Consider the following 15532-nt stretch of genomic DNA (forward strand, 5'->3'; position numbering starts at 1 on the left):
AGGAGTTCGTGAGCCCGCGAGCGAACGTCTCGAGGCCCCGCCCCCACAAGCGGGTCGAGTAGCGACCGAGGAACGAGGGAGCGTATCGAGACCGCGCCCGGCTCCCGCCATACGCACGCCCACGGAATTATTCGCTCCCCCGGCCGACCCCAGGTGTATACCGAGTCGGGTCGGCCATACCCCCGGCCGACCGGAGAAAGGACACCACCCATGAAGATCAGCACGCGGCTGGGGAGCCTGATGGCCCTGGCCGCCGCGGGGACACTCGCAGTCCCCGTCGGTATGGCCTCCGCCGCCCCGTCGTCCGGGTCCACGGCCGTTACCTGCACAGGTGGCGAAATCGCCTCTGGCACCTACTCATCCGTCACCATCGCCGGCAACTGCTCCGTGCCGGCACACGCAACCGTCATGATCACCGGCAATCTGAACGTGTTGAGCGGCGCCAGGCTCGACGCCGACAGCGCGCCGTCCACCATCACCGTCGGCCACAACGTGACCGCAGCCCCCGGATCGTCGACCGGGCTGGGCTGCACCGCCGCGCACGGCGGCTGCACCAGCGGCGGGCCCGACGGCAACGGCCCGTATGCCGGCGAAATGTCCAACATCCTGATCAAGGGCAACGCGTCGTTCGATCACGTCTTCAACGCGGCCCTCAACGGCATCACCGTCAACGGCAACGTCACCTCGGTCGGCGGCGGTGGGGGTGGCGGGGGCTTCCCCGAAGTCTTCATTCCGTTCTCGGTCAAGGACGACACCATCCACGGCAATCTGTCAGTGTCTGGTCTCACCTCGACCTGGTTCGGCGTCATCCGCAGCACCATCGACGGCAACGTGGCGTTGTCGAACATCTGGATGTCCGATCCGGACGGCAACGAGATCGTGCACGACACGATCGGCAAGAACCTGATCTGCACCAACATGTCCCCGGCGCCGCAGTTCGGCGACGCGGACGACGGCATCCCCGACCCGAGCTATCCCTACAGCACGGTCGGTCGCAACGCCCTCGGTCAGTGCGGATTCGTCCTCGCGCCCTGACCACACGTCGCTCCGTCACCCGGCCCTGGTCGCGCGCAGCCGCGACCAGGGCCGGCCGCGGTTGCCGCGCGTCCCTTCGCGGTGGCCGAGTAAGGGCGGGGAATGCGCGCCCCTCGCGGTGGCCGAGTAGTGCTGGAGGAGCGAAGCGGAGGAAGCACGTATCGAGGTCCCGCACCCCGCATTGTGCATGCCGCACAACCAATAACGAATCTCGTGCACACTGACCATTGTTCGCCATACCCGCGACCTCGTAGCTTCCGACGTGAAGATCCACTTCACGGAAGGAGCCGCGCATGGCTCATGGCGAGGACAACGCCCTATCCCGCGTCACGATGGACGACCGCCGTCATTGGTTCGGCATCGCCGTTCAGCGCTTCGGGCAGGTCAGTGCCCTGTCGCAGTTCCTGCTGGGTGCGACCATCGGCTACGGCATGACCTTCGGAAACGCTGTGCTGGCATTCCTTTTCGGCTCGGTGATCCTCGAGGTGCTGATGTGCATCGTCGGCCTCATCGGCCAGCGGGAAGGACTCAACACGGCGTTGCTCGCCCGCTGGACCGGCTTCGGCGAGATCGGCGCCTCGCTGGTCGGCCTCGCCATCGGCATCAGCCTGATCGGCTGGTTCGGCATCCAGTCGCAGATCTCCGCCGAGTCGCTCAAGGCCCTCATCGGCGGCGGTATGCCGACGTGGGGTTGGTCGGTGCTCTGCGGCCTGGTGGTGACCGCGATCGTCGCGGTCGGCTTCGGCGGCATGCAGTGGCTGGCCAATGTCACCGTGCCGCTCTTCCTCGTCCTGGTCGGGTGGTCCGTCATCTCGGAGCTGACGAAGCACTCGTTCCACTCGCTGCTGACCTCGCCCGCGCCGGGACCGCACATGTCGGTGTCGACGGGAACGGGCATCGTCGCCGGCGGTCTCATCGTCGGCGCGATCATCACCGCGGACATGACCCGCTACAACCGTTCCACCGCCGATGTGGTGAAGCAGACCGTGCTCGGCGTGACGCTGGGCGAATTCGGCATCGGGCTGGCCGGCGTGCTGCTGGCTCACGCCGCGGGCAGCGGCAACATCGTCGCGATCATCACCTCGTCGGTCGGCGTCGTCGGCCTGGTCATCGTGCTCACCGGCACGCTGAAGATCAACGACTGGAACCTCTACTCCTCCGCCCTCGGCCTGGTGAACTTCGTCTCGACGACCTTCCGCCACAACCTGCCCCGCGCGGCGACCACGGTGGCACTCGGCCTCGTCGGCACCGTGCTGGCCGCCGCCGGGATCCTCGGCCACTTCACCGAGTTCCTCACCACGCTGGGCGTCGTCTTCCCGCCCATCGCCGGCATCATGATCGCCGAATACTTCGTCGTGAAGGTATGGCGCAAGGACCTCGACGCCACCCGCGAGACCGGCCAACTGCCGACGTCCGCACCGCGCATCGTGCCGGCGACGCTCGTGATCTGGGCGATCGCCTCGCTGATCGGCAAGTACGTCACCTGGGGCATCCCGAGCATCACCTCGCTGGTCGTCGCGATCGTTCTGTATGTCGCAGCCGGCCAGGCCGGCCTCGTCAAGGGCGTCGGCGCCTCCCGGACGCCCATCGCCGCCGAGGAACCCATCCCCGAGCGCGTCGCCTGAGTCAATCGGCCCTGAGTCAATCGGCCCACAGTCAATTGGCTGCGCCACCAACAGTTTTCAACTTCCAAGGAGAGCAATGCATATCGGAATCGATGTCGGCGGCACCAACACCGACGCCGTCCTGATGGACGGGACCAAGGTCCTCGCCGGAGTGAAGAACTCGACGACCGACGACGTCACCACCGGCATCGTCCAGGCCATCGACGGCCTGCAGGCCGAGCACGCCTTCGACGCGTCGACGATCACCGCGGTGATGATCGGCACCACCCACTTCATCAACGGCCTGGTGGAGGCCAAGCGCCTCGCGCCGACCGCCGCGCTGCGACTCGGCCTACCCGCCACGCAGGCGTTGCCGCCGCTGGTCGACTGGCCGGAGCGACTGCGTGCGGCGATCGGTGGACGCGCGTACCTGGCGCACGGCGGCTACGAGTTCGACGGTCGGCCGATCTCCCCCATCGACCATGACGAGCTGAAGCGGCACGCGGCGGACATGGCCGCGAATGGCGTTCGCTCCGTGGCGATCTCGTCGGTCTTCTCACCGGTCAACCACGACCTGGAGGTCGAAGCTGCCGAGGTGATGGCGACCGAACTCGGCCCGGACGTCGCGATCTCCCTGTCCCACGAGATCGGCCGGATCGGCCTGCTGGAACGGGAGAACGCGACCATCATCAACGCCGCGCTGCGCGAGATGGCGGTGTCGATCGTCGACGGCCTGACCGCGGCGGTGCGCAAGCACGGCATCGAGGCACCGATCTTCCTCAGCCAGAACGACGGCACTCTGATGGATGAGGACTACGTGCGCCGCTACCCGGTCGCGACGTTCGCCTCCGGGCCGACCAACTCGATGCGCGGCGCGGCCGCCACGAGCGGTCTGGCAACCTGCGCCGTCGTCGATATCGGTGGCACCACGTCCGATGTCGGCCTACTGATCAACGGCTTCCCGCGGGAGACGACGACCGAGGTCAAGGTTGCCGGCATACGCACCAACTTCCGAATGCCCGACGTGCTGTCGCTCGGCATCGGCGGTGGCAGCCTCGCGAACCCCGAGACCGCGTATGTCGGGCCCGAGTCGGTCGGCTACCACCTCACCGCCAAGGCGCTGGTCTTCGGCGGAAACACCCTGACCGCAACAGATCTCGCAGTCGCCGCCGGACGTGCGGACATCGGTGACAAGAGCCGGGTGGCTCACCTCGATGCCGGCTTCGTGCGCGCCGCCCTCGACGGCATCGCCGACCGGATCGCCGAGACCGTGGACCGGATGCGCACCTCCCCCGAGCCGATCCCGGTGGTCGCGGTCGGCGGTGGGTCCGTGCTGCTGGACGACGAGTTGCCGATCTTCGGCGCCATACATCGCCCGGACAACTACGCGGTCGCCAACGCGATCGGTGCGTCCATCGCCCAGGTCGGCGGTGAGATCGACAAGGTCTTCACCGTCGAGCCGGGCCGTCGCGACGCCATCCTGGACGAGGTGCGGCAGGAGGCCGTCGACAAGGCGATCGCCGCCGGCGCCAGCCCGTCCACCGTGTCGATCGTCGACTTCGACGAGGTCCCGATCCCCTACCTGCCGGGCAACGCGACGCGCATCCGCGCCAAGGCCGTCGGCGATCTCGAGATGGAGGACGCCCGATGAGCTGGACCCTGGACGCCGACCAGATCGACGACCTGGCCCGTGGTGCCGCGGTGCTCGGCACCGGTGGCGGAGGCGACCCCTACATCGGTGCGCTGCTGGCGAAACAGGCTCTGCGAGAACGCGGTCCGGTCACCGTGCTCACCGTCGACGAGGTGCCGGCGGACGCACAGGTCGCCATGGTGGCGATGATGGGCGCGCCGACGGTGATGGTGGAGAAGGTGCCCAGCCTCGCCGAGGTCACCGCCCCGTTGCGTGCCATGGAGGAGGTGCTCGGGCGACCCGTCACCCACGTGATGTGCGCCGAGGCCGGCGGGGTGAACTCGACGATCCCGATCGCCGCCGCCGCGATGCTCGGCCTGCCACTGGTCGACGCCGACGGCATGGGCCGCGCCTTCCCCGAGCTGCAGATGGTGCTGCCCACCCTCTCCGGCATCGGCGCCTCCCCGTTGGCCATCGGCGACGACAAGGGCAACACCGCGGTCCTGTCGACCGTCACCAACAACTGGGCCGAGCGCATCGCCCGCACCGCGTGCGTCGAGATGGGCTGCTCGGTGATGATCTCGCTCTTCCCGATGAAGGGTGACGAGGTCGCCTCCAGCATGGTGCCGAACACGCTCGCCCTGTGCCTGCAGATCGGCCGGGCGATCACCCGGGCTCGCGACGCCAACGTGGACCCGGTGGTCGCCGCCACCGAGGTGCTCGGCGGCCGGGAGATCTTCACCGGCAAGGTCACCGACGTGGAGCGCAAGACCTCCACCGGGTTCGCGCGCGGTCGTGCGCAAGTCACCGGTGACGGGGACGAGCTGGAGCTGAACTTCCAGAACGAGCACCTCATGGCTCGCCGCAACGGCGAGGTGCTGGTGACCACCCCGGACCTGATCCTGGTGCTGGAGCACGATTCCGGTGAGCCGATCACGACCGAGGGGCTGCGCTACGGCCAGCGGGTGCGCGTCGTCGCGGCGCCGAGCGATCCGCGCTGGCACGACGCGGAGGCACTGGCGATGGTCGGGCCGCGCTACTTCGGGTATGACGTGGACTCAACACGTTTCGACTGCCGCGTCGAGGCGATGGCATGAGTTGGGAACTGACCGCGGCGGATCTCCCCGACCTGGCACGCGGCGCGACGCTGCTCGGCACCGGCGGTGGCGGCGACCCGTATGTCGGGCAGCTGATGGTCGCGAATGCCCTTGGCAGCCGGTCGATCACGGTGCTCGACCCGGACGAGCTGGCGGACGACCTGGTCGTCATACCGACCGCACAGATGGGTGCGCCCACGGTCGTCATCGAGAAGATGCCGGCGGGCACCGAGCCGAGCCTGGCGCTGCAGACGCTCGAGGAGTATCTCGGCGTCAGGGCCGGCGCGACGATGCCGATCGAGTGCGGCGGCATCAATTCGATGATCCCGCTGCTGGTCGCCGCCGAGCGCGGCCTGCCGGTGGTGGACGCGGACGGGATGGGCCGGGCGTTCCCGGAGCTGTCGATGGAGACGTTCGCCGTGTATGGCGTCCACGGCTCGCCGCTCGCCCTGGCCGGCGAGCGCGGTGAGCGCGTGGTGATCGACACCGGTGACGACGACCGGCAGATGGAGTGGCTGGCGCGCGGCGTGACCATCCGGCTCGGCGGCGTCGCACACATCGCTGAATACGTGATGAGCGGGGCCGACGTCCGCCGTACGGCGGTGCCGCGCACCCTCTCAATGGCGCTCGCGCTGGGACGGGCGATCCGGCTGGCTCGTGAGGAGAAGCGATCGCCATTCGACGCGATCGAATCCGCGCTGGCGCCAACGCTTTACAACAAGATGGTGACCCTTTTCGAGGGCAAGGTGGCCGACGTCGAACGGCGCACCACCGAGGGGTTCGCCCGCGGTGTCGCCAAGATCGTGGCGGACGGTCCCGACGCGGCCGGCGAGCTGGAGATCCGCTTCCAGAACGAGAACCTGCTGGCGCTGCGGGACGGCGAACTGGTCGCGATCGTGCCCGACCTCATCTGTGTGGTGGAGCGCGATTCGGCAGAGCCGATCACCACCGAGGGCCTGCGTTACGGGCAGCGCGTGCGGGTCCTCGGCATCTCGACACCGGACCTGATGCGGACGCCGGAGGCACTCGCCGCGTTCGGACCGGGCGCGTTCGGCCTGGACAAGTCGTTCGAGCCGGTCGAGGTGATGGCGACCCGGTGACGGACGACCGCGCCCACGGAGCGGCCTGGCGAATAGCCTGAGCAGGTGCCACTGATCCTGGACCGCGCCGACATCCCGGCGCTCAGTCATGGCTACTCCCTGCTCGGTTCCGGGGGTGCCGGCGAGCCGACGATCACTGCGCTAATCGCCGAACACACCGGCCAGTGGCCGCTCACCGTGCACCGGGTCGACGAGCTGGATCCCAGCCTGACGTGCGCCGGCATTGCGGTGATCGGGTCGACGATCATGGTGGCCGAGAAGCTGCCGGGTCTGCGGCCGTATACCGGAGTGATCGAGGCGATCGAGCGCTGGCTCGATGTGCCCATGGCCGCGGTGTGCAACGCCGAAGGGGCAGGCATCAACGGCTTCTCGGCGTTGTTGCCGGCCGACGACCGGGTGGTCGTCGATGCGGACCTGTTGGGGCGGGCGTTCCCTGACCTCGACCAGATGACCCTGCTGGTGGACGAGGTGCCCGGCATCGTGGTGACGTGCGGCACCGGCGCGAACGGCGTCACCCTCGTTGCCGACGCGCGCCCGGTCGATGTCGAGCGGGTGATGCGCACGGCCACGACGTGCAGCGGTGGTTGGTCGACCTTTGCGGTGGGCGGTTTCACGGTGGGCGACCTGCGCGAGCACGCGGTGCCCGGTGGCATCGAGCGGGCGCTGCACCTGGGACGTAGCTACCTGGCGTGCGAGGAGACCACCGATCCTGACGAGATCGCGCAACGCCTCGGTGGACGGTTGCTCGGCTCCGGGCGGGTCGTCGGCATACGGCAGGAAGCCGGTCCTCGGGATCTGACGACATTCCAGCTGACCGGGGCGGACGGTTCAGTGCTGCGTCTGGTCGCCGGGTCGGAGTTCCTGGCCGTGCTGCGTGACGGCGAGTTGCTCTGCTCGTCGCCGGTGATCATCGCGGTGATCGATCGGCCGAGCCATCGGGTCCTGCAGGTGCCGGACGTGACGCAGGCGATGGACCTGATGGTGGTCGCCATACCGGCGCCGTCGTGGTGGACGGCGCAGCCGCACCGATTGCGTGAATCACTGCCGTCCCGTTGGGGATTCGACGGGTTGGACGCGCCGTGACCGCCGAGCTCAGCCTCCGCTCGCTGCTGGCCCATCCCGACACCGGCCAGCTCACCGTGCTCAGCGATGTCGACGCCCGCTGGGAGCAGGTGGTGATCGAGGTCGAGGAGAGCGACCTGCCCGACCACGTCGAGAGTGCACTGGCGATCCTGATCTCCCCCGCACCACGGGAGACCTGGCGGCTCGACCCGTTGCTGCGGCGGGTGCGGGACCGTGGTTTCACCGGAGTCGCACTGACCGGTGATGGCGTCGACGATCGCGTCGCGGCGTTGGGTCGGCGGCTCGGGTTGTGTGTGCTGCGCAGTGAACGCCCGACCCAATTGGCCACTGCCTGTTGGCAATTGATCGAAGCTCGCGACGCGCTGACCGTCTGGGCGGTGCAGCGCGTGGTGCGGTCGATCGAATACCGGGCCACCGACCTCGGCGACCTGCTGCAGCACGTGAGCGGCAGTCTCGGCCAGGCCGTTGCTCTGGTGGGCCCGGACGGGGTGCTGCAGGGCGCCGGTGACCTGCCATCGGCGGACCTGTTGGCCGCGGTGTCGTTCGACGCTCGCTGGCTGGATGTCGTGCGTGCGGGTGACGAGTTTGCCGTGTCGGTGCCGGTGGCAAGTCCCAGCCGGCAGGGCCTGCGCGTGCTGCTGCACGGTCGTGACGTCGGCGCCGCCCAGGAGCGTGCCTTCGGCACGGCGGTGGAGATGCTGATGCCGATGGTGGCCGCTCGGCTGCTCATCGATCACGTCGACGAGGTCGCCGACGTGTCTCGCTCGGCGGCACTGCTGATGGACTTCGTGGACGCCAAAGGCGTTGACCCCGCACTGGATCGGCGGCTGCGAGCGCGCCGGTGGTCGACCGGCGGATACCACCTCGGTTTCCAGACGATCGGCCGCGGACGAGTCGACCAGCTGGAGTTGCTGCGGCTGGTCAACGGTGAGCTGGCCAAGCTCGACCTGGACACGCACGCCACGACCCGAGGGGCCGGGGTTGCCGGGTGGCTGACTTTCGCGCAGGCGCCGGACCGCAGCACGGTGACCCGGCAGCTCCGGGCGCTGCGCGAGCTGCATCGACGGGTCTCCCGCGACTTCGACATCGCGACCGGTGTCGGAGCGCTCGGCGACGGTCCGTCCGGTCTGCGCGACACCCTCGCCCAGGCAGCCGACGCCGCCCGGCTCGCGGCCGACCGGGAGCGAGCGGGTTGGTTCCTGCCGGTCGACAGCCTCGGCCTGGAGCAACTGATCCTGGCCTGGACCATCGGAGACAGCTTCACCCAGGCGGCCGAGTCGCTGCTCGAGCCGCTCGGAGCCGGTGACCGTGAACTGCTCGCGGCCTACCTCGACCAGGAGTCGTCCGTCACCCGCACCGCGGAAACCCTCGGCCTGCACCGCAACACGATCACCGGCCGCATCCAGCGCATCCAGGAGCTCCTCGGTGTCGACCTGCACGAACCGCAGACCCGCCTGGCGCTACAGCTCGCATGCCGGGCCTAGTCCTCGACGACCTAGCGCGGATCGAGGGGTCACGCGGGTCGAGGAACGAGACGTCAAGCGGGTGGACACCAAGTCCGATCGCGCCTGCGCAGCGTCCGGCCACGAGTGGATAACTACTGACGCTCACATCGGTGACGCCGGATAATAGGGAGTCGATTGCGTTGCCGGCGCTACGGTTTCGACGAGCCAGTCGCCCGTCCCAACGAGTACAGCGCGATATCAACATCTCTTGGCAGCCACTGAAGTCCAGCCCGCCGCGCGGCGTCAGCGAGTTGCTCAACCAGTCCCATGTATCGCCCGTACCGCCCACGTTGCGCGGACAAGGTGAGCCCAAGTTTCTCAATCCCGCTCTGGGCCCGTCGGTCGTACACAGCCATTCGGGTCGGTGCTGCTACGAACAACACTGCAGACGCCAGCGCGTCACCGCGATCGAACGCAGGAATCGCACTGAGCGCCCGTCGACCATTGACCGCGCCCTCGGCGATGGAACACGACGTGTCGGTCACGCATGCGAGCGCCGTTCCGGTCGCCGCACGAACATCTTCATCGGGTGTCACCATCAACGCCTTGGCCCACCGGCTACTGGCGTTCAGACGTTTCCACAGCACCACCGATCCGATGTCCGCCTTACCGAGACAACGCTGTGAAGTTGCCCGATCGAAGATCACTTGCAAAGCATCGTCATACGCCGGCGATACCTCATCGTCGTACTCTTCGCGAGCTTGTACGAGGCGATCGACGGCGTTGTCGGGCACGCGTTGGTTTAACTCCTCCATGTCCATATGGTCGCAGGAACGCTAGGCGAGTAGGACGAACTTCGGAGAACGTGCTCTGTTCGAGCTGTGCGTGGTCAAGTGCTCTCGACACCCAGCACCCGAAGGACCGATGAATTACGATTCATTCCGCGTGAACGCACGCCTGCCTACATCACTCGTTCTGTCCCTCGGTGGAGGCATTGAGGATTCGCCGGAACACATCAGAGCCAACCATTTCGATCGAAGGTCCAACATGCCGTCACTCCCCGAGGAGTTCCAGCCCGACGCGGACGACACCACCGCGATCCGTCGCCGTACCGATGGCACCGGTGCGCTGTGGCTGCTTCGCAAGGAATCGGATCGGACCATCCTGACGCGGTGGGACAAAACTGGGACTGGCGCCTGGTCCACACCACGAGCAACTGATTTTCGTCTGCCCTGTGACGCGATTCGTAGCGATCCGGACCTGACAACTCTTGGGATTAACGAAGCCACTGAGTACACGACACGGGATGTCGATACGCTACTGGACCTCCTCACCCCTGACGGAGCCGCAGGCGAGCCGAACGCGGTCGAATGGCCATTCGACGTGGACGACTACCTAGGCGATGACGAGGACTTTTGCGGACACGAAGGTCTCACCCAACGGTACGCACGGATCAACGGTTGTCGAGTCCAGTTCGCTGAGAGTTCAGGCAACGGCGTTGTCGCCTTCTTCACCTCCGAAGATCGGGTCTCCGGCACTTCGCTCGCCGAGTTTGCATGGTCCACGGAGTATGGCGGCAGTGCGTCGGCGTTGATCCGGACCACGACGGGAAGAGCAGTGGCGTGCGGCGCCAGCGACCTGGGCGGCGTTGTGCACGGTTTCAGGTTCTGTCCTGATCCGCAGGGGACTGCACATCTCATCCACGAATGGCTTCAGCACGTCGAGTATCTATGTCTCGGTGCCTTCGGCGCCGCGGCGATCGCACTTGAGCCGTTCGATCCGACTAACGAACTTGCGCCCGCTATGCGCGAGGAATGGCAGGAACGAATCGCGGGCTTGAGCGATGAATACTCTGAGTCGCTCCGAATGAAGTTTGCCGTGGATGAGGACGCCAACGTCGCGGCTCGCGAAGTGCTTCGATCCAATGCGACGTACAGGACAATTGCGGATGCGTTCAGCCATCCCGCAACAGGCGATTGGCTTCTCGCAGCGCTGAGCGAGGGTGACCTTGACCCGCTCCGGTAGATGGCTTCTACCCAGCTGCCTTCCGCACCGTCGACGCTTCCACGTGGGTTGTTCCTTCCATCGTGCGATAGACGCGCCCGGTCACCCTCACAGGTGCATCCGGAACAAGCAATTCGGTTCTGATCGTGGCGAAGACTCGAGGAAACGCCAACGCCGTAACGGTCAAGTCACCCTGAGCGATCGTCAGTGCAGCCCAATCGTTGCCTGCGACAGTGCGTTTCAGCTGTAGATGGCGAAGCGCTCCGACAACGGACACCCGACTGCCCGCCGCGAGATGCGGAAGGTCAGCGACTTCAGTGCTCGTGGACATGATCGAAAACTAGCGTTGTGGTCCGACAAGCTAAGTGACTGCCGCCAACTCGGCGACGATCTCAACCAGGTTGGCCGCCTCCGAAGCCGTTGGACTGAGTTCAAACGCGTGCTGATGGCACGCGTTGGAGAGCCGCGCCCACGCGAACTCGGCCCGGTCAGCCACCAACGGATCAGCCGCATAAGCGACCTCGAGACAGGTCAGCGAGCTCGCCATCGTGGCCCGGCCGACCGGCCGGCCCTTCGCTGATAGCAACTCCCGCACAACCTGTTCGAGCGCCGACCTGGCCAACCAGCACGCGATGCGATTGCGGCTCGGCGAAGTGCTGTCGAGCACGTCCCGTGCCTGGTCGAGTATGGCGACGGCGCTCACTGCTTCTTCTGTCCGTCGCGGATGTCTTTGACCATGTCCTCGGCATACTGCACCGCGACGTCGGGATCGGTGCCAGCAGCGAGGCCGTTGTGCAACCCGCTCGTGGCGATACCAAGCCCCACCCTTCGATAGCCCCTCGTGAGCCATGGGCTGAGGTCCCGCACATCGTCGAAGACCGCCAAGCTGACCCGGTTGCTCGTGCTGTGCTTCTCACGCCACAGCGCCTCGAGGTCCGCCAACGACTCGCCACGGCTGAGGCGGCGTTCGAAGAAGATGTCGCGCGCGCACGACTCGACGGCGAACCTGATGAGACCAGGCAACGTCTTGCGCAGCGTCTCTTCCGGCAATGCCTTGTCTCGCAACAGCGCTCGCGCATCGCGCAGGTAACGACTCGTCGGATCGGAGCCCACATTGACGGCGACCTTGGAGTCCGCAGCACGAGTCACCTCAAGGATGCGGGCACCGACACGAGCACGGCGAGCTGCTGCCGGCAACCGGTCATCATGCGACAGCACGATGACCTGTTGTGTCTCAGCGAGTTTGGCGAGCAACTGCACAAGGCCCTCGACCTTGGCCGGGTCCATCGCCTGGACCGGGTCGTCCAGCACGAGGAACCGGAACGGTGACTCCGGCATCGACGCTCGCGGCAGGAAGAGCGCCAATGACAAGGCGTGCAGCTCTCCTTGGCTCATGACAGCGAGCGCACCGGTGTCTTTTCCATCGACCGCAGCTGACAGGTTGACGCGTCGCCGCGTGTTGGCACCTTCCAGTGTCAGCGACCCGAGCTCCACGTTGCTCTCCTGGCGAAGCTTGGACCAGGCGTCTCGCGCAGCGTCGGCGATCGGCAGGAGCCGTTCGTTCTTCAGCCGTATGTCGTTGTCCTTCAACCACTTCGCCGCTGCTGCGAGCGCGTCAGCCTGCGGCTTCCGCTCCAACCACTCATCCCACGCGGTGCAGAAGGCCGCAATCCTGGCGGCGACCGGCGCCCAGAGGTCCTGCCGCGCTTGCAGTTGCGCATCCGCCGCTTCGCGCAGCGCCGAGACAGCCTCCGCAAGAGCGAGCACGTGATCGTCCAGGTGCTTGGCCAAGTCAAGGTCGCCGGCAGGTGCATCTCCCCACGTGTCCCAGGCACGACGTGAATTATCAACAACCACCTCAAGACTCGCTATGGGCGATGTCCGAAGAGCATCAGGCAGTGGGTCGATGAGACGCCGTGCCTCTCGCCGGCCGACGTCAAGTCGTTCTCGCGCTTGCCGTAGCTGCGCGAGCTCGGCCTCTTCGACGCGCAGTAGCTCCCGGCTCGACTGCGCCCAAGACTCGTCGAGTTCAGCACCGTCACACACCGGGCACGTCATGTCGCCGTACTGCTCATGCGCGCTGAGCGCCTGCGCGCGAAGATCGGCTCGAGAGACTCGCAACGCGAGCTGGCTCGCCCCGACCTCGGCCATACCTTCGACGGCAGAACGTAGCTCCGAGGCGGCTACTGCGACGGCATCCATGTCTGGTGCGTTAACTGCAGCGAGGGACCGAATTCCTGACAGCTCAACAGAATTCGCAGATTCACTCCCCGTCACCACGTCACGCAGAAAAGTCGTGTCTGGCTTGGTCTTGTTGAGCAACGCGGCTACCTGCTGCGCACGCTCGTCATCCAGGTCGGCGGCGTTCTGGTGCAGTTGCCTGCGTTGAGCATTTAGTTGTGTCTGAGTCCCACGAAGTGGTTTGGCCCGTGCGTCGAGCCGCGCGATGGCGTCAGTCAGCTGCTCCACGCCCAGTGCCTTGGCCAGTGCATCGTGCAACGCGCTCGGCCCCGCTTCGAGCAGCCCGCCAAGCTCGTCATACGACATCATCGGCCGATATGTGTCGAGCGCAGCAGACCAGCCGAGCGACCCGGTGCCGTCCTCGCGCTTGCAACCCGGACGCTGCATCCAGGATTTGAATGCGTCGACGTGCTCCTCGCCCGCTGCCCACCCGACACCGACTTTGGTGATGCCCTCGCCTTCCTCGGCAAGCTCAACGACGATCGCCGCCTTCTTGGGCTGGTGCAGGTTGCGCCACTGCGTCCGCCATTGCGAGGCCTTGTTCTTCCAGCGGTATGTCGACCCGGTCAGCGCCATCTCGAGGGCCTCGGCGATGCTCGACTTCCCCGAGCCGTTGCGCCCCGCGACGATGGTCAGCCCAGGAGCCGCACTGAAACCAACCTGGACCGGCTCGCCGATTCCTCGAAACCCTTCAACACGTATGGATTTCAGGAACGCACCGACCGGATCAACGGGTTCTTCCGCTGCTAGCTCGGCGACAGTTTGTTTGTCGCCGTGTTCCAAGTATTCGTCGAGAGCGTCATCGCCTTCGAGCGCCGCGAGCACGAGCAGCCCGACCTCAGGATCAAGGTCCTTGTCCTCGTCGATCCGCCGTCCCACCCAGCCCGTGATGTCGACTGTCATGACCGAGAGCTAGGAGCCAGCATCGACACTGACGTCGCAACACTCGCGGTCACGAGCACCGCGCCTCGAGCTCGGCCAGTACCTTTCGTTCGTGGGAGTTGATCTTCCCGTCGACCTCCGCAGCGGCCACTCCGAGGCGATAGAGACCCGACCGCCCTTCAGGAACATCCTCAACGAGGCTCCAGACGAACTCGCGGTCGACATTGATGACCTCCCTCAGCTCCAGATCAAAGATGTCGTGAGTGGAATCCATGACCGCGATCAAGTGACGCATCAGCATCGTTTCAGCCTCATTGATCTTGCCGTCCACGGTGATGACGAGCCAGGCAACCCACAACGCAGCGCGGTGTGCAGGAGAGCTCTTCACGACTGAGCGCGCCAGCTCACGCACCGCGGCTTCGGCGCGATAGTTGCTGCGCGCATAGTTCCCGGCCACTTTGGTGCTCCAGTAGTTCATCGAGGTCGCCAACGGAATGCCGACCGCCGGCAATGCGAACTTGATGACGTTGCGCTGCAGCAGGTACTTGCCGATAACCGGCAACGACTTGCCTGCGCTCAGTGTCGCTCCCGAGTAGATCTTCTTGACCAGTGGGCGAACGACGACCGGCACTCCCTTGGTCGCTGCTCCGGCAGCGTCCCCGGCGCCTTTGACCGCGAACGCGACCCGAATGAAACGCCACAAATCCTCCGGGTCGTCGAAGTCGATGGGGACGCGATAAAGGACGGCGATGTCGTAGGCCAACCGCAACTGGATCGTCGTGGTTGAGAAAAGGTCTGCGCTGAAGGACAGTGCGGCCGCGGAACCGGTGATCGGTGACGCACCACCAAGGCTTCCGATCGTCGCCGCGACCGCGCCGGTGTATGCCGATGCGCTCAGCCCGCCTTCGAGGGCCGCGTAGCGAGCCGCCATCTTGATCCGAGCGTTGACGATGCCGTCGCGCGGCATGCCCGGGTACTTGCTCTCGAAGTACGCCGAGTCGACCTTCTCCCGGTATTGCTTCAGGGCGTGCGACAACAGTTTGGCAAACCAGGAGCCACTCTTGAGATCATCTATCGTCAGATCGGCGGCGAGTTCCTTCATCTCCTCGTAGTGACGACGGATGGGGCCATCTTCATCCGACACCGCTTCGAGCTCGACGCCGGCGCTCTTCGCCCCCGGCACCTCGCCGAGATCGGAAGCCACAGCCTCCGCATCGAGATCGTCAGCGTCTGTGGGCGCAGCTATCCCCTGGTCAGTCATGTCAGTCCCTTCCAATTCGAACTGCGAGCATTGAAGCACGGCGTCGACCGTCCCTTAGGGCGCTTCGCCAGAACGTGACAGTGACGTTGCGCAGGCGTCGCTCCGCTGGGCCAGGGCCGCCGCAGTACGCTTCGATTTCTTGCGCTCTAG

Annotated in this window: 12 protein-coding genes; 8 read left to right on the forward strand and 4 right to left on the reverse strand. The window is 66.3% G+C overall.

Translation table 11 applies throughout. From position 1 onward, the window contains the following. Positions 1-210 precede the first annotated feature (210 nt). The 7 genes from VG502_RS16160 to VG502_RS16190 all read left to right on the forward strand — a co-directional run bounded on the left by VG502_RS16160 (position 211) and on the right by VG502_RS16190 (position 9033). Positions 211-1035 carry a hypothetical protein gene (locus tag VG502_RS16160; RefSeq protein ID WP_325551100.1) on the forward strand — a complete coding sequence of 275 codons (825 nt, stop codon included), beginning with the start codon at positions 211-213 and terminating at the stop codon, positions 1033-1035. A 293-nt stretch (positions 1036-1328) separates the two neighbouring features. After that, on the forward strand, positions 1329-2660 hold the full coding sequence (locus VG502_RS16165) for a purine-cytosine permease family protein (protein ID WP_325551101.1): 1332 nt from the start codon (positions 1329-1331) through the stop codon (positions 2658-2660). 76 nt (positions 2661-2736) lie between these two features. Further along, positions 2737-4290, forward strand: coding sequence for a hydantoinase/oxoprolinase family protein (locus VG502_RS16170; protein ID WP_325551102.1), 1554 nt, complete (start codon positions 2737-2739; stop codon positions 4288-4290). Beyond that, positions 4287-5366 carry a DUF917 domain-containing protein gene (locus VG502_RS16175; RefSeq protein WP_325551103.1) on the forward strand — a complete coding sequence of 360 codons (1080 nt, stop codon included), beginning with the start codon at positions 4287-4289 and terminating at the stop codon, positions 5364-5366. Before VG502_RS16170 ends, VG502_RS16175 begins: the two co-directional genes overlap by 4 nt. Beyond that, positions 5363-6466, forward strand: coding sequence for a DUF917 domain-containing protein (locus tag VG502_RS16180; protein WP_325551104.1), 1104 nt, complete (start codon positions 5363-5365; stop codon positions 6464-6466). The genes VG502_RS16175 and VG502_RS16180 overlap by 4 nt, the downstream gene beginning before the upstream one ends. 45 nt (positions 6467-6511) lie before the next feature. Next, positions 6512-7549 (forward strand): DUF917 domain-containing protein, encoded by a 1038-nt coding sequence (locus VG502_RS16185; protein WP_325551105.1) that lies wholly within the window; start codon positions 6512-6514, stop codon positions 7547-7549. Continuing rightward, positions 7546-9033, forward strand: a complete 1488-nt coding sequence (locus VG502_RS16190; protein ID WP_325551106.1) for a PucR family transcriptional regulator — start codon at positions 7546-7548, stop codon at positions 9031-9033. Before VG502_RS16185 ends, VG502_RS16190 begins: the two co-directional genes overlap by 4 nt. A 170-nt stretch (positions 9034-9203) precedes the next feature. Here VG502_RS16190 and VG502_RS16195 read toward each other — a convergent pair whose 3' ends face one another. Then, positions 9204-9809: a hypothetical protein gene (locus VG502_RS16195; RefSeq protein ID WP_325551107.1), complete on the reverse strand. Its 606-nt coding sequence runs from the start codon at positions 9807-9809 to the stop codon at positions 9204-9206. 130 nt (positions 9810-9939) lie between these two features. On the opposite strand from VG502_RS16195, the gene VG502_RS16200 reads away from it, so the two are divergent. Next, positions 9940-11019, forward strand: coding sequence for a hypothetical protein (locus tag VG502_RS16200; RefSeq protein WP_325551108.1), 1080 nt, complete (start codon positions 9940-9942; stop codon positions 11017-11019). Between the two features lie 340 nt (positions 11020-11359). Here the strand turns inward: VG502_RS16200 and VG502_RS16205 are convergent, their stop codons facing one another. Genes VG502_RS16205 through VG502_RS16215 form a run of 3 tightly spaced genes read right to left on the reverse strand, consistent with a single transcriptional unit; the run spans position 11360 to position 15382 of the window. Continuing rightward, a complete protein-coding gene (locus VG502_RS16205; RefSeq protein ID WP_325551109.1) occupies positions 11360-11701 on the reverse strand; it encodes a hypothetical protein in 342 nt (113 codons plus the stop codon). Continuing rightward, positions 11698-14142, reverse strand: coding sequence for an AAA family ATPase (locus VG502_RS16210; RefSeq protein WP_325551110.1), 2445 nt, complete (start codon positions 14140-14142; stop codon positions 11698-11700). The genes VG502_RS16205 and VG502_RS16210 overlap by 4 nt, the downstream gene beginning before the upstream one ends. 49 nt (positions 14143-14191) lie before the next feature. Next, a complete protein-coding gene (locus VG502_RS16215; RefSeq protein ID WP_325551111.1) occupies positions 14192-15382 on the reverse strand; it encodes a tellurite resistance TerB family protein in 1191 nt (396 codons plus the stop codon). Between the last annotated feature and the right edge of the window lie 150 nt (positions 15383-15532).

The sequence above is a fragment of the Flexivirga sp. genome (genome assembly GCF_035551235.1).
Lineage (GTDB): Bacteria > Actinomycetota > Actinomycetes > Actinomycetales > Dermatophilaceae > Flexivirga.